Annotated in this window: 22 protein-coding genes; 15 read left to right on the top strand and 7 right to left on the bottom strand. The window is 45.0% G+C overall.

Annotated features, from left to right (window positions below; translation table 11 throughout):
- The first annotated feature begins 6 nt into the window (after window positions 1-6).
- From traV to H5300_RS17125, 15 genes are all read left to right on the top strand, one after another.
- Window positions 7-387 (top strand): type IV conjugative transfer system lipoprotein TraV, encoded by a 381-nt coding sequence (gene traV / locus H5300_RS17195; protein ID WP_016800273.1) that lies wholly within the window; start codon window positions 7-9, stop codon window positions 385-387.
- Between the two features lie 4 nt (window positions 388-391).
- Window positions 392-2,935 (top strand): type IV secretion system protein TraC, encoded by a 2,544-nt coding sequence (gene traC, locus H5300_RS17190; RefSeq protein WP_016800272.1) that lies wholly within the window; start codon window positions 392-394, stop codon window positions 2,933-2,935.
- Entirely contained in the window at window positions 2,932-3,279 is a 348-nt protein-coding gene (locus H5300_RS17185; protein ID WP_016800271.1) for a TrbI F-type domain-containing protein, read from the top strand. The genes traC and H5300_RS17185 overlap by 4 nt, the downstream gene beginning before the upstream one ends.
- Before the next feature lie 4 nt (window positions 3,280-3,283).
- Complete coding sequence (traW, locus tag H5300_RS17180; RefSeq protein ID WP_017061842.1) at window positions 3,284-4,006, top strand: type-F conjugative transfer system protein TraW; 723 nt, start codon at window positions 3,284-3,286, stop codon at window positions 4,004-4,006.
- A gap of 11 nt (window positions 4,007-4,017) precedes the next feature.
- Window positions 4,018-5,019 (top strand): conjugal transfer pilus assembly protein TraU, encoded by a 1,002-nt coding sequence (gene traU / locus H5300_RS17175; protein ID WP_220503519.1) that lies wholly within the window; start codon window positions 4,018-4,020, stop codon window positions 5,017-5,019.
- A gap of 12 nt (window positions 5,020-5,031) precedes the next feature.
- Window positions 5,032-5,718, top strand: a complete 687-nt coding sequence (gene trbC, locus H5300_RS17170) for a type-F conjugative transfer system pilin assembly protein TrbC (RefSeq protein WP_182796493.1) — start codon at window positions 5,032-5,034, stop codon at window positions 5,716-5,718.
- A complete protein-coding gene (gene traN, locus H5300_RS17165) occupies window positions 5,715-7,475 on the top strand; it encodes a type-F conjugative transfer system mating-pair stabilization protein TraN (RefSeq protein WP_017082647.1) in 1,761 nt (586 codons plus the stop codon). The genes trbC and traN overlap by 4 nt, the downstream gene beginning before the upstream one ends.
- 24 nt (window positions 7,476-7,499) lie before the next feature.
- The gene (locus tag H5300_RS17160) at window positions 7,500-7,703 is read left to right on the top strand and encodes a hypothetical protein (protein ID WP_016799995.1); all 204 of its coding nucleotides are present in this window, start codon (window positions 7,500-7,502) and stop codon (window positions 7,701-7,703) included.
- A gap of 12 nt (window positions 7,704-7,715) precedes the next feature.
- A complete protein-coding gene (gene traF / locus H5300_RS17155) occupies window positions 7,716-8,525 on the top strand; it encodes a type-F conjugative transfer system pilin assembly protein TraF (RefSeq protein ID WP_170962716.1) in 810 nt (269 codons plus the stop codon).
- Between the two features lie 15 nt (window positions 8,526-8,540).
- Entirely contained in the window at window positions 8,541-8,978 is a 438-nt protein-coding gene (gene traF, locus H5300_RS17150) for a conjugal transfer protein TraF (protein ID WP_016799993.1), read from the top strand.
- The gene (locus H5300_RS17145) at window positions 8,975-10,336 is read left to right on the top strand and encodes a conjugal transfer protein TraH (protein ID WP_017061846.1); all 1,362 of its coding nucleotides are present in this window, start codon (window positions 8,975-8,977) and stop codon (window positions 10,334-10,336) included. The genes traF (H5300_RS17150) and H5300_RS17145 overlap by 4 nt, the downstream gene beginning before the upstream one ends.
- A gap of 12 nt (window positions 10,337-10,348) precedes the next feature.
- A complete protein-coding gene (locus H5300_RS17140; protein ID WP_182796492.1) occupies window positions 10,349-13,054 on the top strand; it encodes a conjugal transfer protein TraG N-terminal domain-containing protein in 2,706 nt (901 codons plus the stop codon).
- Window positions 13,055-13,140: 86 nt separating this feature from the next.
- Window positions 13,141-13,593 carry a hypothetical protein gene (locus H5300_RS17135; protein WP_016799983.1) on the top strand — a complete coding sequence of 151 codons (453 nt, stop codon included), beginning with the start codon at window positions 13,141-13,143 and terminating at the stop codon, window positions 13,591-13,593.
- A 432-nt stretch (window positions 13,594-14,025) separates the two neighbouring features.
- Window positions 14,026-14,469 (top strand): antitoxin Xre-like helix-turn-helix domain-containing protein, encoded by a 444-nt coding sequence (locus H5300_RS17130; protein WP_016800265.1) that lies wholly within the window; start codon window positions 14,026-14,028, stop codon window positions 14,467-14,469.
- The gene (locus tag H5300_RS17125; protein WP_017093449.1) at window positions 14,466-14,927 is read left to right on the top strand and encodes an RES family NAD+ phosphorylase; all 462 of its coding nucleotides are present in this window, start codon (window positions 14,466-14,468) and stop codon (window positions 14,925-14,927) included. Before H5300_RS17130 ends, H5300_RS17125 begins: the two co-directional genes overlap by 4 nt.
- Window positions 14,928-15,127: 200 nt before the next feature.
- On the opposite strand, the gene H5300_RS17120 is transcribed toward H5300_RS17125, so the two are convergent.
- From H5300_RS17120 to H5300_RS17090, 7 genes are all read right to left on the bottom strand, one after another.
- Window positions 15,128-15,727: a Fic family protein gene (locus tag H5300_RS17120; protein WP_102257488.1), complete on the bottom strand. Its 600-nt coding sequence runs from the start codon at window positions 15,725-15,727 to the stop codon at window positions 15,128-15,130.
- On the bottom strand, window positions 15,717-15,869 hold the full coding sequence (locus H5300_RS17115) for a hypothetical protein (RefSeq protein ID WP_016800262.1): 153 nt from the start codon (window positions 15,867-15,869) through the stop codon (window positions 15,717-15,719). The genes H5300_RS17120 and H5300_RS17115 overlap by 11 nt, the downstream gene beginning before the upstream one ends.
- 466 nt (window positions 15,870-16,335) lie before the next feature.
- On the bottom strand, window positions 16,336-17,931 hold the full coding sequence (locus H5300_RS17110; protein ID WP_182796491.1) for a DUF2326 domain-containing protein: 1,596 nt from the start codon (window positions 17,929-17,931) through the stop codon (window positions 16,336-16,338).
- Window positions 17,924-18,124 (bottom strand): ABC-three component system middle component 7, encoded by a 201-nt coding sequence (locus H5300_RS17105; protein WP_182796490.1) that lies wholly within the window; start codon window positions 18,122-18,124, stop codon window positions 17,924-17,926. The genes H5300_RS17110 and H5300_RS17105 overlap by 8 nt, the downstream gene beginning before the upstream one ends.
- A 4-nt stretch (window positions 18,125-18,128) precedes the next feature.
- Window positions 18,129-18,923, bottom strand: coding sequence for an ABC-three component system protein (locus tag H5300_RS17100; protein ID WP_182796489.1), 795 nt, complete (start codon window positions 18,921-18,923; stop codon window positions 18,129-18,131).
- A gap of 754 nt (window positions 18,924-19,677) precedes the next feature.
- The gene (locus H5300_RS17095) at window positions 19,678-19,818 is read right to left on the bottom strand and encodes a hypothetical protein (protein WP_182796488.1); all 141 of its coding nucleotides are present in this window, start codon (window positions 19,816-19,818) and stop codon (window positions 19,678-19,680) included.
- Window positions 19,811-21,163 carry a hypothetical protein gene (locus tag H5300_RS17090; protein ID WP_182796487.1) on the bottom strand — a complete coding sequence of 451 codons (1,353 nt, stop codon included), beginning with the start codon at window positions 21,161-21,163 and terminating at the stop codon, window positions 19,811-19,813. Before H5300_RS17090 ends, H5300_RS17095 begins: the two co-directional genes overlap by 8 nt.
- Window positions 21,164-21,821 lie beyond the last annotated feature (658 nt).

The following is a 21,821-nucleotide window of genomic DNA, read 5'->3' as shown; positions in this document are numbered from 1 at the left end:
GCTTTTATGACTATCAAACTTTTCACAGCGCTGCTTATTAGCCTACTAGCAGGTTGCTCTGCGGGCTTTCAAGATGAATTTAGTTGCCAAAAAATCGGCGGTATACCCGGCTGCGCCAGCATGGATGACATTCGCAACATCTCGACACACCCAACAACACAACAAGTCGCCGAGGCTAACGTCCTGGCTTCCCACCCTTTTGCCTTACTGCCAAGACGCACCCGTGAAGGCCATCCTATTCGAACCCAAGACACGGTTAGGAAGGTGGTGATTTTTCCCTTTACTTCGGATGACACCACCACTTACCTCGACACAATGGATATTTACATTGTGTTAGACGAGTCTACCTGGACAGGTCGCCCTGTTCAGGCTATCAAGAAGGATTAACGCCATGGGCGTCTCAAAAGATTTAAAGGGTTTTTATCAAGAAGCCAAACGTGAATATAACCACCTTCATTCTGAACTGCCTTACCGCACTTTTGATGCGCAGCACAGCCTCTTTCATAACAAAAAGGGCGTAGGATTTGGATTCAAATTGAGCGTCTTAACGGGGGCGAATGACGACATGGTGGAGGCATTTAACCGTCTCATCATGGATTTACCGCCTGGCCATAAATGGGATTACCATTTTTCCATGATGGGCCACAACCACGTGAGTCATTTGATTGAGCAAAATACCGCCTTGAAATCCGCTCGTGCGGGTATTTGCAGTGAATTAGCAAAACAAGAAGCCGATTACGCCAACTTTGCGGCTCACCACGGCTTTTTTCATCGTCAGAAGCATTACTTTGACATCAAAGATTACAGCGCGTGGTTGTTTGTCTCCAGTACGGACGATGTTGATAGTGTGTTGGATTGCAAAGAGGCGCTCACCACGACTTTATCCCAAATTGGACTGGAGCTCACGCCGCTTACCCCCGAAGGCTTAATCAACTACGTCGAAGGCATTCTCAATTTTGACCCCACACAAACCGCCCCTCGCGGATCTGACTACGCACCAGAAGCGTTGATCTACAAACAAGTCCTCTCTCCTGATACCGAGTTTTTAACTCGCCGACATTACACCGACGTTCGCTTTAGTAACCGCCAACATCAAACGGTGACCTCGCGGATCATTTCATTGGGTTTACGCAGTACACCTCGAACTTTCCGCCTTTACGCCTTGCCCGATTGTTTTGCGTCCTTAAAGAGCGTGGCCAAAAATGTGCAATGTCCACACCTCATGACCCTCAATTTTCGCCATCAAGAATCGGGCAGTTTTGCGACCAAAAATGGCGGACGCATTGGAGAGCTGGAAAAAACACTCAAGTCCCCGATGGCATTTTTCTTCCCTCAAGCGAAGAAAGAGCAGAGCGAACGCGAGCAAATTCGAGATGAAATGTCGGATGGCATCAACAGCATGGCATACATGCACCTGACGCTGACGTTATTTACCAACAAAAAATCCGAGCGACTGCATCGCACTACTGCCATTAACGCCTTTCGCTCTGGCGGGATTGATTTACAAACCGTCTCGATGCTGCAAAGCCAAGCGCTCATGACGACCTTACCGTTCATGATGACCGATGGGTTTTGGGCCGATTGCGACCGTGCTGGACGCATTCAAACCGTAAAAACCGGCAATGTGGCCAACCTCTTGCCTCTTGTGATGGACGTAAAGAATTTCAGTGGCGGCATGATGCTTCCCACCATGCGCCAACAAGCCTTTTGGTTTAATCCGTTTAATTGTGGCTCAGATAACTACAACATCGCCCTGACCGGAGGCTCCGGGGCAGGAAAATCCTTCTTTGTGCAAAAGCTCGCCGAAACCCTCTTTGCCATGAACGGTAAAATCTGGGCGTTAGATAAAGGAAAGAGCTTTAAAAAGCTCACCTTGATGCTTGGCGGCCGCTACATGACAGCTGAGAAGATTTACCTCAATCCATTCACTCACCTGGAACGCATTGCCATGGGGGATGACTATACCGATGAAAAAGGCGAACAGGTCAACCCTCTCAAGGAAACGCTGCACACCATCACCGGACTCTTTGCGACCATGGCCTGCCCCACACACGAAATGGGAGATTTTGAAAAATCGGTCCTCGGTGATTGCATCATTGCGGCTTGGCAGGCACACAAAAGCGAGACGTTGGTTGACCATGTGCAAGAAGCGCTGTTTGCGGCGGCCGAAAAACAAGGCGGTGATCGCCGCCTTTCTGATATCGCCATGCAACTGAATAAATACCGCTCAGAGGGGATCTACGGTGACACCTTCAATAAACCGTCCATGCTGGATCCCAATGTCCACTTTACCACCATTGAACTCGACGGATTTCCCTCGGACATCATGCGACCGGTGATTTTTGCGCTGATGTCGAGCATCACTCAGCAGATGTACCTTTCAGGCTCTCGTTCAACGCCGAAGATGTGCATCATTGAAGAGGCGTGGTCTCTGATGGCTGGCTCTAATGCACAGGCACAAGAATTCATCAATACCGGTTATCGCACCGCCCGAAAATTTGGGGGTTCGTTTTGCACCGTGACGCAAGGGATTGAGGATTTTTACAGCACACCTGAAGCGCTCGCTGCGTTCAATAACTCCGACATTCACATCACTCTGCGTCAAGGCAGTGGATTGGCGAAATTCATCAAAGACAATCCTTCACACTTTTCACCCTATGAGCAATTTGTCATCAAGAGTTTTGAAAAGTCCTCCATCGCCGGTTACAGCTCTGTCATGCTAAAAACCGGTGATGTAACGACCTTTCATCGCTTGTTTGCCGATCCTTTTACTCGTGCGTGCCTTTCGACAGAGCCGCATGAGTTTGAGTACTGTGAAACCTTGATGAACCAAGGCGTCCCACTCATGGATGCGGTCAATCAAACCGCAGAGCATTTTTACGGACCAGAAATTGAGATCTTCAACACCCTCATCTATGGTAAGGAGGCCAAATGAAATCCATCCGTCACACACGTCTTGTCGGTGCCCTGTTTGCCATAGTGTTGATGATGTTCACGCTGATGGCCGTCAAGCTCAACACCGCCCCTCAAATCGTGGTCTTCGATATCGAACAAACGTTAGCGCAATATCAAGACCAACTCATTGAAGCCAACCTCAGCGATCAGGAGCACAGCGCGCAATTGGCGACCTTTGATACGGAACTCAGGCGGCTCTTGAAAGAATACGCGCAAGCGCACCATCTCGTGATTATCGTGCCAGGCGCGCTCATCAGCGGCGCACCGGATAGAACCACCGAGATCCAACATTACGTTATTGAGGCGCTTAAAAAGGAGTCATGATCTTATGATTGTTCACGGGCATTCATTCATCAAACCAACAGCACTCTCAAAGGTGCTCGGTCTCACTTTACTTGCCATCGCCCCCACCGCTCTTAGTCAACAATTTGGGCGTCAAGGCGAACTTTTCCCTATTGCAGAGGTAGACATGTTGCAATGGATTAACAGCAGATTGACACACTTAGAAGCCACGGGAGAAACCGCAAAGATGCAACAGCAGTTTGTGGAGAACGTAGAAAATAACGTGCGAAGACCCCCTCCCGTTAAAGGGTTGACCGCCACCACCGCGCCCAACACCTTTTACATCGACCCATCATTAAAGCTGGCCACCGATATCAAAGATGCACAAGGTAACCTCCTTTATGCTAAAGGCCTCGTCATCAACCCTTTTGATACCGACACTTGGCCAGTCGACATTCCCAAACAATCATTCGATTACTCGTATGTGATTGTCTTTCTTGATGGTGACGACCCAAGCCAGCGCGCTTGGGCTAAACAATACCGCGCAGATAAGCCGATAAAATGGACCCTCACCAACGGCAGTCCAGAAAACGTCGCCACGGAGTTTGACGCCCGAATTTATTTTGACCAACAAGGTCACTACAGCCGTCAATTTCAACTCTCACACATTCCCGCTCTGATTGAACAAGACGGAGCGCGGTGGAAGATCACAGAGATCGATGTGACGCCGTTCACCACCATAAACAAGAGTGCGACGAACACAAAATAAGGAGAAAGACCTTGAGATCCCATGGGTTATTACTGCTTGGTTTGTTCCTATTTCCTTGGCAAACCCAAGCTCAATCCGCCGCTTGTACGGGGCATTTCTTAAATCCATTGTCTGATATTTGTTGGGACTGCCTATTTCCTATGACACTGGGCAGTGTGCCTCTCATTAGCTCGACATACCCTGACACCGCCAACCCAAGCATGCCGATCTCCTATTGTCCTAAACCCCCGCCCATTTTTATGCAAATTGGCTTAAACATTGGGTATTGGGAGCCGTATTCCTTGGTGGACGTGACGCGAGTCCCTTATTGCATGGTCAACATGGGGATGCAGTTGAGTAATGACAATAGCCAACAAATAGGAGGCTCGCAGCACGACTCAAGCAGCAAAACCAGCGGCAATGCTTTTTATCACGTGCATTGGTACAAATATCCGGTGATTTACTGGCTACAACTGATGCAGTCGGCCGCCTGCATGGCCACGGATAATTTCGATGTGGCCTACCTCACCGAGCTTGACCCGTTTTGGGATGATGATGAGATGTCGTTCATTCTTAACCCCGAAGCCATTTTGTTTGGCCACCCCATCACGCAGCTCTCTTGCATCACCGAAGCCATGGCGACCACCACCGGGCGCGTTTTGCCTTTTGATGCGCTTTTTTGGTGTTTAGGCTCACAAGGCAGCGTCTACCCATTAACCGGTAATAGCGCTTACTCTCATACCGGCCCTCAAGTTGGCACACTGATGTTAGAGCGTTTTAATTTTAAAATGCACAGGCAAGGCATTGTGTGGGAAACCCGGGGCGAAGATGGCGCAATCTGTTACCAATGGCCAGAGCCTATCTTGCCGAAAAGTCGCTATCGCTATCAATTGTCGGCACCGATTGGTGATGCCGCTCATTGTTATCCCTATGGCACCACCTCGTCACTTTGGGAGCAAGGTAAAGACAACCCAACCACCGGCGGTAACTTTGGTTTTGTGAACTGGCGAAAACGTAATTGCGTATTTTTATAAGGAAATGAGACGATGTCATTTAGCCCAAGAGCCTCATGGCTGTTACTTATTCTGCTGGTTAGCCCTCTCTCACTAGCCGAGAAGGGTTACTCTCAAGAAGAGCTCAAAGCGCTTGCCAAGCAAGAGCAGACCATTGCAGCGCCAACCAATCACAGTGAACTGACCACCTTTCTTGAACGAGGTCAGCAACATAAGCAAGAAGCGTTGTCGATGAATCAACACCTCGATAACGTGTTGCAAGACTCGCCACTGGCGAGTGTTCTTGGGGTGCCTCAGGAAAATCCAAACAAAAAGGCGCAAGGTGTGATGGTGTTTGTGTCGCTTTCCATGCCAGATAACGCGCTTAGACAGCTACTCAAACAAAGTCAGCAATATCAGGTTCCTCTCGTGATACGTGGGGTACTGCCAGAAGGCATGGTACCGACAGCCTCTCGAATACTGAGTTTGTTAGAAGCGGACGACGACGAAATGGCCATTGATAGCGGTTTTGCCATCAGTCCACAGTGGTTTCGTCAATTTAACATCACCCACGTCCCCGTGTTTGTGGCCATTGGAGAAGCGTGCAATGAAGCGTCTTGCCCGCAAAGTGATTACGACATGGTTCACGGCAACCTCTCCCTTCCTAACGCATTAACGATTTTAAGCCAAGGCGATGTAGGACACATCGCCAAACAAGTGCTCAATAGGAGTTCCCCTTGAATTCGCCCTTTTCACTACTTTTTGTTTTTCTCTCTTTCAGCGCTGCTCTCTTACTCTCCCTTCATACCCTTGCCGCCCCTCAAGAAAACACATTCTACGACAACGTGGAGTGGGCGAAAAACACCCCGAACGAGGCTTACAATGACTCAGAAATGACGCTTAACCTGTCAGACTTCTGCAGCGACAATAATCCAGGGTGTGAAAGCAAAATCCGACAGCCTGATGAAGCCGGGATGACTGATGCACAAATCACAAACCAATCCACGTCGGAGTTTGGCAACAACGAACACGCTCAAGCGATACAAGAGGGGTTTGACAATAATAGTGTCACCATTGACCCAAACGATGATACGTATCGATTCGCCACCCTTGGCATTGAGAACGCCTATGAAATCAGTCATGGTCAGTCTAATCAGTACGTGGATTGTGACAACGCCACGCAATGCGTCATTGATAACATCGCAAAGCAATGCTACCGACCAACTCACAACCCGGTCCCGTGTGACAAAGTCCCCGTCGCCTCCGTGAGCCTTAGTGAAGTGATCTACCGCTGCCCATCCGGCTGGACAAAGCAAGGGGATAATTGCCAACGCCCTCTCTCACAATGCCGACACGATAATCACAATTACGTGAGGCAAACGGGGGGAACAAGAGGGTTTACAGGGTCAGATACCACGTATTTCTGGGATGGGAAGGTTGTCTCTCCCAACCAAGGCTACACGCTTGGCGATTTAAAACAGACCGACCACATTGTCTGGAAAAGTAACGAATCCTGGTATAAACGCTACCAGATTTGTCGCCCCACCACACAAACGAAAAAAGTCACCTTGAGCTGCTCAAACGGATTCTCCTTATCCGGAGGGAACTGCATCAAGAACAACATTACTTGGCGAACAGAATGCAACCTGATGAACTCATGCAAGATCACTCGCCAGCAATGCATTGAAGGTCGAGCCACCCGCATCATTAATGGCATACCGACCACGCTTGATTGCTGGAAGTATCGGGTTGAGCACCAATGCACTCGACCCAATACGTGCAACGTCCTGCCCGCCGATTGCACCACGACGTCAACCCATTGCAGCCTCCAGCAAAACGGTGTGTGCATTGAGGAGAAAGTCAATAAATCCTGCCCACAGCGGCGCTGCAGTGCCACCCAATTAATCTGTGGAGAAGAGAGCTTTTGTCTGGATGGCGATTGCTTTGAAGCCATGGCGACCACTTCAAACCGCTTTAATGAAAGCACCTCAGCCTTAGCCGCGCTCGCAGAAGCCGCTGACGGTATGGGTAACCCACCGAAGATATTTACAGGCAAAGGCATGAAGTGCACAGACGCCGCTTTTGGTTTTGCCGACTGCTGTAAAGACGGCGGTTGGGGCACGAGTATTGGCATAGCCCAATGCAATGATGAAGAGAAAGCGCTCGGTCAAGCCAAAGAGCAAGGCATTACGATAGCCCTTGGCCGTTATTGCGCAGAAAAGGTCTTAGGCGCGTGTATCCGGGAAAAGAAGACCTACTGCGTCTTTGATAGCAAATTGGCGCGCATCATCCAAGAGCAAGGCTCGAAAGGTCAACTTGGCATCAGTCTGGGAACCGCCAAACACCCCATTTGCGGCGCCCTTACCCCCGAGCAGCTTCAAGACATAGATTTTGAACGCCTCGACTTTTCGGACTTCTACGACGACATGCACGGCAACACCAACCTGCCTTCGGCCACAGAAATCCAAGAGCGATTACACAGCGCTTATCGCCATTAACTTAATCAATGATGAGGACATGATATGGATCCCCTACTCCCTTTACTTGTGGCCACCCTGTCGACAACCGGGTTTGCCATCACCCTTATTCGGCATCTTCTGTTCAAACGAAAACTCCATCAGCTCAAGCAAGAAATGATGAGGCACCAACAACAGCGTGGCATTGATGAAGCACTTTGGACGTTATTTCACACGCGCACCCACAAGATGCTGAGTTTCTGGCAATAATGAGGTCACACCATGAAGGACTTATCCACAAAAACGGTGAACAACTCAATTAACCGATTAACAATCAAACCCCTACCGTTAATGTTGTTGGCTTTATTGGCCTTTCACAGTATCGCCGATGAGCCCCCCAAGGGGTGGCGCTGGTATAACGAGACCAAAGCGCCCAAAGTCCCTCCCAAAGAGGAGGAGAGCCTCCCCCCCAACAGCGTCTCTACCGTGATGAGCGCCACCGAGCAGATGCAATGGTTCCACCGCGCGTTTGATGAAGCGTTAAACGATGCCACCATTAACCCAACCGATGAAGAGAAAAATCTAAAATTGATGAAGCTGAAAAAATTCATCGATGGCAAGACCACGCAAACGGGCATGACCTTCAAAAAGCTCATCAACGAACACCCCGAATACTCGTACACCAAAGACCGCCCCACAGAGCAAGCCGCAAGAGCGACGTACTATCAAGGTATCCAACTCAAAAACGAAGCCACTGTGCGTCAATTGGTACAAGAAGGTTGGGGCCTCTACTTCATCTACGAAGGGCAAGACGCCTTATCTCAAACCCTAGCACCCTCAATCCAAGACTTTGCCCACCGGTACCACATCGAACTGGTCGGGATCAGCAAAGACGGTCAGACCTTTGAGACGATTAATGAAAACCGTATTGATAAGACAGGGCGTGTACAGGTGCGCTACACACCGGCTTTAATGCTGGCCAATATCCACACCAAAGCACTCAAGCCCCTCGCCTACGGCTTCATTTCACAAAAAGACTTGCTCTCTCGCTTTCACAACGTCGCGACCAATTACCAAGACAGCGACTTTTAACTTAAGGACGCCCCGATGAACGCTTTTATCCGCACGTTATTGTTGAGTACGCTGATGACGCTCGCCTCAACCTCCCTCACTCAAGCGCAACCCCCTCATGCGATGACAGGCCAATACGCCTTGGTGTTCTTCCATTTTAGTCAGTGCGCTGAGTGTCACCACTTTGCCCCAACCATGAAGCGGCTAGAGCAAACTACTCAACTACCTGTGTACGATTTCTCCTTTGACGGACAACCCATCCCCGGTTACGCGACGCCTATACCGACCAACTCTGACATCACCGCTGCGTTTTTTGGGGATCTCAAAAACGCCATTACGCCCGCCACGTTCTTAATCAACGTCAGCAATGGTAAGTACGTGCGTTTGAGTGAAGGCAATGTTCCATACACTGAGCTGCTTAAGAGCTACCAAGCCTTGCGCGCCGATGTGGCCATCATGGAGAGTTTACAATGACGCGACCTACCCTCCTGGCTCTCTTAATGAGTCTTTCATGTTCACTTCATGCCGGCGGCTTGGGCGACGCCATGAACAGCTTTTGGGATGACAGCAGTTTTAACAGCAACATCACGAACCCAAGTGCCTATCAGGGTCAATCCGCCACCTACTATAATGCGGGCAGTTTGTTTGCTCGCACCAACATCAAAAACATTCAACTGGCCGCCATCACCTTGCCTTCTGTCAGCGCAGGGTGCGGTGGCATTGACGCCTTTATGGGCGGCTTTTCTCATATTAACTCTGACCAACTGGTGGCTTTTGGTAAAGCCGTCATTGCCAACGCCGTGCCCTTCGCGGTGGATTTAGCGCTGCAAACTTGGGCGCCGAGCATCAAAGAGAATCGGGACAAACTGCAAGCCATTGCTGATCAGTTCCTCACCACCTCGATGAACTCTTGCCAAGTAGCGCAATCGGCGGTCTCTGGTTTAGCGGCCTTTACCGATGGGGAAGCCAAGCGACATGCCTGCGCCACCTTAGGCACGCAAAGCAACGCTTTCGCTGATTGGTTAGAAGCGCAACACGAATGTCGCAACGTCCGTACCAACCAGAGCACACTGGCTAGCAACACCGATGACGCCACGGCGCACGCAGTGAAAGTGAACTTAAATGTGGTGTGGGATGCGCTCATGAAAAGCGCTTACCTTCAAGACAATCAAGAGGTCGCCGAGTTTATCGTAAGCCTCACTGGCACCGTCATTTACGACGCGCAGGGGACGCCAAGCTACATTCCGGCCATGTTAGTGGGTAACGACACCGCCATTAACGCCCTTTTGACCGGAGGGGATTTGGAGGTGTATCGATGCGACAACACCGAGACCTGCCTTTCGATGAGCCTAAGCGCCATCAGCCTAAATGAAAGCCAAGCCTTTAACGCCAAAGTGCGCCACACCGTCGATACGCTCTATGCCCACTTACAATCTGACCAACCTATCACCGACTCAGAGAAGAGCTTTGTTGAACTCAGTGACATTCCTATCTTAGCAATGCTCATTGATGATGCGCACCTCAACCTACAACCAGAAAGCCATTTATACGCTCAAAATATTGCCGCCGATCTCTTGCATGCCTATCTCAACAACATGCTGATGATCGTCAATCAATCCATGACCAACCTCGCTTCGGTTAACCCAACCGACGTCAATCGCACTCTCGAAGGCATCAACAGTGCAAGGGATTACTTACAAACCATTCGAGACCGTCACAAAACAAAATTGAACGCGTACTTAGCCCTCACTGAGCGCTTAAAACGCAAACGAAAGCTCCTTAGCCAATCGGCAAGTGACGCTACCCTATCGAACCTCACCTTTGGCCATTAAAGGAGATCCCCAATGACCTTAGACTTTTATCTCTATGGCGCAGGCCCTCAATTACAACGAGCCTTGAACGCCGTCGCCACTTTTTTTACCACCAACACCTTTGGCTCGTTAATCGAAATCGCCTTACAACTGGCCTTTATCATCAGTGCCACCCTATTTTTTGTGTCTCGAGACGCGAAACATGTGATGCGTTTTATGTTCATTTACTTGGCTATCCCCACTTTTCTTATCAGCATGAAAGCCACCGTCCATATCAATGACGCGCAAAATCCTATGCGCATTTATTACGTGAATAACGTGCCTTACATCGTCGCAATACCCGGTTGGGCGGCCACCACGTTCATGCACGGCTTAACCGAAGGCATTGAAATCGTCTTTAGCAGTACAGAGGATGAAAGCTACAGCTCCTCAGGCATGGTGTTTGGTTCGAATTTATACACGTTGCTTCGTAGCGCCAACGCCGAAACCATTGATCTGCAACGCTATTGGAAAGACTTTTATCACAACTGCATCGTCGGAGACATTCGAATTAACAAAAAATACACCATGCAAAACATCCTGCAAGCACCGGATTTGCTGGGTTTTCTCGCCACAAAATCGATGTCCCCCATTCGTGGGCTCTATAACCCCCAGGGTCAATACAGAACCTGCCGCGACGCGTTTCCTGAACTCACTCAACAATTTGATGAAGAGGCCAATCAAACCATGAATAAACTGGGCGCGTATATCTTGGGACGAGAGAGCAACATCCAATCAACGTTCTTAAGAAACGCCATCGAGAATAGTCACCAAGATTTAATTGGGGTCAGTAACAACGCGGTCGATATTTTAAAACAGAACATGGTCATCAACATGACGCGATGGAACATCGAAAACACGCACCGAGGTATCGCGGCCAACTACGCCTACACCGCCAACCAAATGCAAACCACCACCATGTGGGCCAACATTGGGCTGCAAGCCAAAGAGTTCATTCCAATGATGCACTCGATAGGAGTGATTTTGTTTGTCTGCTTTGGGGCGATCATTGCCATCATTGCCTTGCTGCCACATATGGCGCTGCCTGTCCTTAAAAACTACGTTGGCAGTTTTTTCTATCTGGCCACTTGGCCTATGATATTCACCATCCTCAACGCTATCATGATGTGGTTCTTAGAAGGGGCGACCCAGGGCGCGACACAAGGGTTACGCGGCATTACCCTCTCGAACATGAGCGGCATTGATTACGTCAACACGCGTTACGCCTCCATTACCGGATACTTGATGATGTCCACCCCCGCGATTGCTTTGGCGTTAACCAAGGGCGCAGCGGCCATGATGAGCAGCTTAAACTACCAACTGGCGGGGATGATAAACCAAACCAATGCCCGTACGTCGGCAGCGGCCTCAAGCGGTGACATCAGCCACGGTAATACGCAAATGCAGACCCACACGTTTAATAACGTCAATGGCAATAAGTTTGATACGTCGACCCTGTTGAAACAGCACGGTACCACCACCCAAGACACTAAAGGTATGCTTTCAACGCAATACGGGGATACCACCGTATATGACACCAGCCCTACCGCGTCGAATTTCCAATGGAACGTCGCATCAACCAGTCAATACAGTGAAGCGGTGCAATACTTGCACACCAATGCTCAATCGAACCTCTCGACACAACAAGCGGCCTTGTCGCAAAGCACACAAAGTGGCTCTCAACTGATGGCCGATTGGAAAGAGAGTTATTCTTCAACCCAAGGTTACGGTTTAACTCATGGACACGGTGCAACTGCTGCGGCTTCAAAAGGCTTAGAGCAGGTCAACTCCGCCACTGAGCAAGTCAGTGCAGCAACCGGATGGAGCCATGAGAAAGCGAATGCCTTCTTACACTCTGCGTACGGCGGTTATGACGTGAATGCAGGACTGTCAAGCGGCGCTCTCGGTGACGCCGTAGGGTTTAATGGGAGTGTGAACGCGTCCACGGGACAAAAATGGACACAGGAAGACCGCGAAACGCTCAGCAGCATGAGCAACGAACAACAAAGCCAAATGCAAGCCGCTATCGAATCCTACCGCTCTGGTGCCAACCAAACCATCGATGCAAGCAACCGCCTCACGGCCGACGAACGTAATACGGAGATGGGCACTTACGCCACTGGCTTTACGGCGAACTTTAGTGAGACGCAAGGCTTGATAACGTCCACGACACAATCTCAACAAGAGGTCGATACACTCAGTCAAGTCAACAGCCAAGAGCAACGTCATCTGGCCAGCCTGACTGAGAAACTGGAAATACCATTCCAAGGTTTTGTGGAGGAGAAATATAAATCTGAAGTAGGACGAGCAGAACAGATTCTTACCGGTAGTAATGATAAATCACGCCAAGCCCGCGCTGATGAATGGGAAAAATTTAAAACAACCGACACGTTTAAAGATTTTGTGCTCGCCAGCGTCCCCACTCAAGAAGAGCACGAACGTACCTTTAATCCTGAGCCGACCCAATCCGAGTGGCAAACAATGGTGGGCGAACAATACAAAGGTAAGGCTCTAGGCAACACCAGCCAAACGGTGATTGAGCAGCATAAACAACGCGGAGGCACTGAGCGTTATTACACCCCCGACAACCACTCGCAAATCGTGGAGGATACACGTGAACAATTTGAGAGTACCAGTAACCGTGTTGAGCCACCATCAACCTTACAGCCAACACAGAAGGAGGATCAAACCCGCTCTTAACCTATAAATAATGGTTAATTATTGAGTAATTAAAATGAAAAATCGTAACGACCTAGTAAGATACACAGTATTAAATGGAGGGATTAATGATGAAATGGCTCGTATTAGGCTTAGGCACATGTTTCTCTTTTTTGAGCTTAGCCAATAGTCAAATTCCAGAAATCGACCGACTCAGCAGTGGCAACAGCCCTGCAGATATGAGTTACTATGTTGAACATTATCAAAATCCGGGGAGTCCTGAGTATCGAGATTTATTGATTGGTACTCGTGTCGCTGCTAACGCCGTGAACTTTTATACCACCCGTTTAGATACTCGCGGCCAACGCATTGATTATTGCTTGCCAATGAAAGATGCAGCCAATCGCGAAACATTATGGGAATGGAAAACCAAAGATCTGATGACAATTATCGACAACAGACTTGAACACGATCCTCGTTTAAAAAAATACGGCAAAGCAGGCATTGGTGGCAGCATCGCCAGCTATCTAACCGCCGCATTAAAAGAGCAATACCCTTGCCCAGTGCAAAAGCAATTTTAAGCTATTGGTTTACCCTGCCAAAAGTTATCCGTTCTTATCATGCTGTTCGCTGTAAATCCCCGTGATGTATCACGGGGGTAAATTAGACCAAGCTACTGACTGGCTGGCGTTTTTCAAGGTAATGATGGCTACGCCCTCTGCTGTGTCCTAATAGGCTTGATATATATCTATAGGCTTTCAACCAATCCAAGTTCATTATTTGTAATCTGGTTTAATTTTTTGCTGAAACTACCCCTGTTGATCCCCAACATCCTAGCAGCCTCTTGAATTTCAATATGTTGTTGTCGATACAAGCGAAGGGACTTAAAAGCCAGAAGACAAGGCTCTAACTTACTTGTCGCTCTCCAATTTTCCAAGCTATGTACTTGTAAACTTGCCTACCGCAATCATCTGATACATAATGACACTACCATCTGATAAGGAGTTATTGTTATGTCACAAATGCAAGCATTCAAGCCTGTTAAACAGCCAGCTAGCTTTTGGCAGCAAGTAGGTATTCCATCGCGAGGGGTAACCCTTTATGAGTCTGTTCATAAAGGTCTGGATTTTGATGTTTTTGACAAACTAGCCAAGCACTCTAAATTGGAAAAGAAAGAGTTGGCTACCGCTGTTACAATTCCACCAGCCACACTAAACCGCAGATCGAAAGCGGGACGTTTTAACAAAGACGAAAGTGATCGTTTGTACCGTTTTGCTGAGATATTCAACCAAACCATCAACTTGTTTGAAGGTGATATTTTGGCCGCGTGTGAATGGATCAAATCCCCTGTGGTTGGTTTGGGTAATCGCCGCCCTATCGATATGGTTGCCACAACTGCTGAATCAGAGGGTGTGCTAAACCTAATTGGACGATTAGAGCATGGGGTATTTTCTTGATCACTTTGTACCGAATCGTAAAGGAAAAGTGGGAAGAGTCAGCTTTCGATGGCGAAGGCTCCAGACTGTACGGAGGGCGTTGGAATTCTATTGGACGGTCTGCGGTTTATGTTGCGGCGTCAGAGTCACTTGCCATTTTAGAAATCTTGGTTCATCTCAAAAATACCAAAGTACTTGAAAATTATGTCTTGTTTACGTTGGAACTGGATGAAGCCGATGCTTTGGTCCTTGAAAATGACGACTTACCGGACAACTGGAATGAAGAGCCAGCCCCGCTTCAGACAGCCGAAATAGGTGATCAATGGTTATCGAGCTATTCAAGCTTGGCGCTGGCGACCCCATCGGTGATTGTGCCTCGCGAACAAAACTATGTGCTCAACACAAAACATCCAGGTTATCCAAAACTCATCAAAACAGCCAAAAAACACGAAATTTCTTTCGATACGCGGCTTCTATAAATCAGCTATTCCCACTGTAATTGTCCGAGGACATTAAAGTTTGTCAGTTCCAATTTAGTTTGATCTGTTTTTGGCTACATCAAGTTAGACGGCGAAGATAAGTTAAACCACTTTCGCCCCGTTATTTTTCACAGAAAAAAGCGGTTCAACACTCCTCAGCTGAGTTTAGGCGATTAAAACTAATGCAATCGCACAAAAATTCAGTCTTGTTTTTCACTAGATAGAGCTAAACGAAATATTGTAATTAACGGTTCTAAATCGAGTGATACCCCTGCAATATTTGCATCAATCCATTCTTGTTGAGTAATTTTAGGCCACTCGATGGTGTAGCCAAGGACAAATACGAGTTCTTCAAAGAAAAAACGTAAAGTTCGGCCATTACCTTCCCTAAAAGGATGTAACAAATTTAATTCGCAAAATAGACTGGCTAATTCTTGGATAAGATCAGGCAAAGCCAAATTGTCTAACGAAGGGATAATATCAAATAATTTTGAAGCTTCAGCTTCAATCCTAGAAACGGTACAGAATCGAGTGTAGCCTTTAGATATATCCACTTCTCGAACTTGACCTGCCCATTCAAAAATATCTTGGAATAGATGGTGATGTAGACATTTGAGGTGATTGAAGTCTAAATGCTTGATTTCAGAAACATTACTTTTGTATGAAAGGTACCTATAACTCGTAAACTCAACTTCGGCTTTTTCAAGTTCATCCGAGTCAAGTATATTCAATCTGTTAATTAAAACATCAGAATTTGAGTAACAGTATTTGTCCTGATCAGCACCATATTTATCTCGCATACTTGCGTTTTAAATCTTCAATGGTTTGAACGTTCGATTTCTTATTTATCGTCATGCCTTCATAACCCAAACTGGTTTTGAAGTTCTTTAAGCTAGGGGTAAATGTAGCTTTTTGGCGCTTCGGATTTGAGACATTGGCCATATCAATGTTCCTCTTGTTGGTTGCATTAATTGTACATGACTAATCAGCTAATGTCATGAAGTAGCGATTTTCGCAAAGCCAAGTGAGCCGCGCAGCAGCATTCTATTCTAGTAATGTCACTGGCAAAGTTTTATCCAGAGGCTTCATTGGCCTAAAGTTTTACCCGTGGCACTTGTCTCTCAAAGTGCCAGCTAGCTCAGAGCTGCCCCAAAAACGTCACAATCTGAATTTTAACACGTGGCATTTTCCAGCTCGAAAATGCCCCTTTCCGAGTTACAAAGCAATCACGCAAGCTGCGTGATTGAACTTAAAATCACCCAAAATTTGTTATAAATTTACGGTGTTGAGAGAAACAAAATCAGCCTTCTTTGAATTAGTCCAAATCCCAGATAAAAGATGACTTCTCTTACCATTTGAGGCGCTAAATGCGCCTATTTTTTTGTATTGGTTCGGTAACTTATTAACTTTATTTATTTTTCCATTTCACACAAAAAGCAACACGATTATTATCCAGTTTAATAAATTCAGACTCATCTATTATCTTCTGCGTCGATGGTTTATATTTCGATACTTCATCAATAGATATGAAGATTTGCTTTTCAAAGCTTGCATAAGTAGATATCAAATTTTCTATAGAGGTTACATCCATATTCTTAAACAACAAACTGTCATGGATGATACAAGGTAAACAAGTTTTCTCTAAAAGAGTTAAATCTAAAGAAATCATGTTAGCAAACCCTTTACCAGTCCCTCTATCATCGCCTCCATCAAACTTATAGTCAGAGTCAAACAAGTACAACTTAGGACTGATCGGTTTGTCTAAATAGATTTTACCTATGTATTTACTCAATCCTTCGTTGACTGATACTTGGATGTTGTCAATCGAGTCGACTAGATGATTTTTTATGTCATCTTTAAGATCGTTAATTCTCTTTTTGACTTCTTCATCTTTCTCCCAGAAGGCATTTTGTTGAGATAGGTCTTTTTCAAAGCGATCTAGTTCAATAAGCTTTTCAAGTAAATAAACAGATTCTTCCTTCGAGTTTACGATCTTTAAAAGCTTTTTATCGATATCCTCAATTTGAGATTTTATTTCATTAATAGTCAGAGTTAGTGTGTGTTTTTCCTCGTTCAGTTGATTCCGCATGATCTTACTGATGCCTTTATGGAATGAATCAACTTGTGACAACCTTTCTCTGTCTATTTCAGGGAAGAACCCTATCAGCTCATTGAACCCCTTGCTGCTCTTTAGCTTCGTTTTTAATAGGCTGTTTTCTGTTCTGCTAAGGCTGGTTTCATGTCTGATTTTTAAATCAACTAAACTGTCTTTATTGCGCTTTAGTTCAGCACTTTCGGCACTGATTATGGACTTGATATCAGTAACATTCGCTTCTAATGCATTTTTTAGGGTAGATATTTGCTCCCTTAGAGTCATAAGCTCTGTTTGATTCTTTTTAAATTTTGTTTTGTTGATTTTTACTACCGCACCAGTATTGAATGTACCTTTTATGTCCTTCTGAATGTCAGTTTCAATCTTTCTGTTTTGCTCTAGTTTGGAGATTGCACTGTACTCGTCAAACAGCTTTAGAATTCGTTTTCTGATAGCTAACCATTTCTCTTTTGACACTATGTCGAGAGGGCGTTTCTCATTGTGGTTATCTCTTTGGTAGATTCTAAAAAATGCGCTAACGCATTCTCTAAAGCTAAGGGCATATCTATCAATATTGTACTTTTCTCTTAAGAGTTTTCTATATTCATCTATTGTGAGTACATTACTATCTTCTATGTGATAAACACTGTCATTCGTACCTGTATTGCGAACAAATGTATATACCTTGTCAAATTCAAAGGTAAACCCTACGTCAAAATGCTTAACGTTTTTAATTACGTCATCGCACTTTTCAGGAAAGTCACTTCCACCGAAAGCAAAATCAATCAACATCAATACTGATGATTTCCCTATAGAATTATGGGCATCATCCGCACCAACAACAGAGTTCAAACCTCTTTCAAACGTTAAAGTTGTTTCTACGAGTTTTTCGCACATTATTGATTTAAGCAATTTTAATTATCCCATTGTCTAGATCTAAATATATTTTCTTTAATACGAATAAAACGTCTAGAGCTTCAATGTAATCGGGTATATCTACAAAGAGTTTCTTGTTCTTTGAATAAAGCTCTAAAACATCATTATTGTCATCTAGTTTTGATAAAAGCTTTGCTGCTTTGAAAACAACACTTTCGTCGATAGACATTATTTTATTTGGAACTATCATCTGAAAATATCTCGCAGTTTTGAATAAAATACGAAACCAATACTTCCGCTTTTGTTCTGTCATTAATACCAGTATTGACCATAAACCACTCGCACATTTGCTCGAAAATCTCGCATTGATTGAATCCTTCTAGCTCCAATAAACTGTAATAGGAACGTATTTGGCTACATATGAATATTGAACTGGCTTTTCGTTGCATTTCTAAACGCCTGAGAGACTCTTTTATGTGGGCAAAGTAAGTAACTACAAACGTGCTGACTTTCATTTCGTTCATTAACCCAAAAGTTTCATTAACTTTGTCTGACACTTTTAGGGCGTCGTATGAAAGGTGGGTGTTGTTCAGCTCTATTTTGGTAAGCTGGCCAATTCTTTCCGCAACTATCGAGATATCTTTATGTAATGATTGGGTATCCCATGTCTCGGTTAGAGACCGAATCTTGTTAGCTGCTTTTTTGATCTCAACCAGTTGTCTATACTCTTCAACTGTCTTCTTGGTGTCATACATTTTATGGCACTCTTTGCAAAGAGCAATGAAGTTACCCTCTGAGTCAATATCATCACAAAGTCGTTCTTCATCTTTTAAAAGATCTAGCTCTCGTTCAGTAGCATTTAGTGGGTATATATGTGCTATATCAAAAACTCGAACGGGAACTTCAGCGCCTGTTTTTTTTCGTTTGATTAAACTCTTCCGGCATAGGGGACACTTACTCTGGATCTCTGATAATAGGCTCATTTTAACTGTATCATTAACCTGAATACGCCTTAGCTTTTCTGCCAATCTAGTAACACTCCCTAGAGAGAATTGTTGGGTGATGGAGTATTTACCTTGAACGGGATAACTCCGATGGTTTACCTGCTATCTTATAATGAAACAATACTTAAAACATAGTGTTATAGAGCAACCTTGTGAATAGAAGTTATATATCTTCCACTCAGAATTGTTCATCTTTGTTAGGTGAGACATACGCCCAGTTAGGATGTTTTTCCAACTGAAGAGCAGATCTATAAAGTGATAAGTTATTTGCCTAGCGAAGCTCTAAAAGATGTGTGTTTGTTACCTACTGAAACTGTATATAGAAGAAGTGGGGCCTGTGATGTGTTTTTTGAAGAGCGTTACGTTTTTCTACCAGACACTAAGTATGGTGATAGTTTTCGATTCCATAGTTTCATTCTGCATAGACATTTAGACAAGTGCCCTTCGCTAAGTAATGGTAGGCTCCAATTATTACTGTTGTCTCGATTAAGATCAAAATCTATGAGTAAACAAAAAAGCTTAACAAAGCAGAAGGTATGGAAAGGTTGAATGAGTTTGTTTTACATAGTTTACGACACTATCTATGAGGTCGACTTATCTTGAATGGTAGTTGGTATTCTTGTGCCCAAGGCTATTAAGCTCAAAGAATACTGAATCGCGATGTGAAAGTTGGCACGTTATCATTAGAAACGAACGTTGTTTGACTAATCCATGTGCTTGAAACAAAAAAACGCCCTGAGGAGCGCTTTAAATGATTGGTAGATGTTATCTAAAGAGTTTACTCTGTGGCTAGTTCAACAACTGCTTGTTCATCCGAGTAATCTCCAGATGCTAAAATTTCTGCAACATCTGCATCCATATCCTCTTGTTGTAGAAGATCATTGAATATGTATTCAGAACTTTCTAGAAACTCACCCATCAGGCACTCCTTGTGTTATACAGTCTTCGCTATCTTGGTTTACGAAATCAAGAACATCTTTTAAGAAGTTAACATTGTACCTATATACCATATCATGAGCAACAATCTTTGAAAGTGCAAAATTTAATGGGGTTGTTATGTGAACAAATTGCTGTTGTTTGGAAGCATTTCCCATCATAAGGTCTGGTTTATCGCGGTAAATATTGACAACCCCCATGACATATATCGAGGAGTTGTGAACTTCATCATACCTGCTATTCATTATTGGAATCGATATAATGGATTTTGCTATGTCTCTACGGTTGAAGTGCTCCTTCGCTTCTTCAACAAGCTCAGTCGGAGAAACCTGTTGACGGCTCCAATTTTCAATCTCCTTCTGCGTATCATTGATAATCTGATGCTTGACCTCTACAACTGCTCTAGGGGCGCCAAAGCAGTTATAGTGTTTTTTGTCTTTACCAAGAAAAAAAGGTAAAGAAAAAGTGCTGATATCTTCATCTGCTTCAAACGCTAGCGGGACTAATTTTGAACCGTCATGTTCGGATATACGTTCTTTTTCTTTAAAAATTTTAATAGAGTGTTCTTGATGAAGAGTTAGGTAATGCTTTATGCTACTGCTTTCATTTCCCTTTAAAATAGAAGGGACATATCTGAACACATCACTCTGCTTTATTTGTTTATCGCTGATATTGTACTTTAGCATTAAGTTTGCGCGATAGATGTTATCTCCGGAAGGCTTGATACCATCAAATTGTGCCGCTAGCCTCGAATAAGCCGCGAGAATCGCACGAATATGTGAGGCTGTTACTTCTTGCCCTGACTCTAAAGTTCGTATGATTTTTTTGATCTCTTCTTTTTTCTCATTTATGGCGGTTTTGTCGATCTTATGATGTAGTTTTTCGATACCTTGATAAATTTCTCGGCTTTCAACACCAACTAGCTTTGATGCATATGAGCGTGCTGTTTGTAATCGGCTGCTTTTTTGAAGAACTGCTTGAACAAAGTCGTCGGCAACATCAACGTAATCGGCTAATAACTTGGCAAAACCATTTGGCGGTGCTAGGCGAATGGCTTGTTGTAATTCTTCAATTTTTTCACGATATGTGTCTTGATTGTTTTTGTCTTCGAGAGTTTTCTTCTTTCCTATTGCAGTTTGATTCAGCACGAAAATAAGAATAGAGAGTGCAAAACCAGCAACTACAGTTGAAAATAAAGAACTAGCACCTTGTGTAAGTAATTCATCTTTAGATACCCATCTATTCAAGGCTGAAGATATAACGGAAAAGTATATACCAACAGCGAAGACCGAAAAATGAAGTATAGAAGTACAAGTAGGGCTACTCAATACATTCACATTGAATCGTAGTGCAATGAATCTTATATACTTCTTCCACGTCGGACGAAACTTGTATACTAGGGCATTTATCATACCCACAATAAGAGTAACAGTGTATAGAACATGGGAGAACCTGCTGAAATCCACTTTACCCAAAAAAAATGATAGCCCAGAATTTGCAATAGTTGATATTTGGGCCTGTGATACAGTGTATGCGATATCTTTCACTAGAAAGAATAGAATCAAATAGAATAAGAAGTTGAGGAGAGAAACTACAAATTTCATGGTTTGCCGAATTGCGATATTCAAAAAACTTATGTTAAAACACATTCATATCCCGCACAACTCTAATGACTATCCTAAAGCATTGTTTTGATACGCTGTACAGTTGATGGATTACAGCGAACTGTCTCTGCAATCTTTCGAATAGACGGCTCTCATTTTCAATGTTTTTTCTATCTGCTGTATCGGAATGCAAGTCTGCTAGATATACCGATAAAGCCTCTTTTTACATAGAAGCTCTATGATCGCTAACTCATTTTTGTCCGTGCGACCTGAAGTCGTATGAAGCGTTGTTCACCACGAAGAGTGAACCATCTGTACCACCAGATGCCCCTAAGAGCCTGAATAAAGCAGCGGCTCTGACAATGTAACGAAGCTTGGTCGT

Origin of the sequence: Vibrio sp. SG41-7 (genome assembly GCF_014164465.1) — a bacterium.
In the GTDB taxonomy this organism is placed as follows: domain Bacteria; phylum Pseudomonadota; class Gammaproteobacteria; order Enterobacterales; family Vibrionaceae; genus Vibrio; species Vibrio splendidus.
The sequence above is the reverse complement of the archived record's forward strand: the minus strand, read 5'-3'. Positions and strand labels throughout refer to the sequence as shown.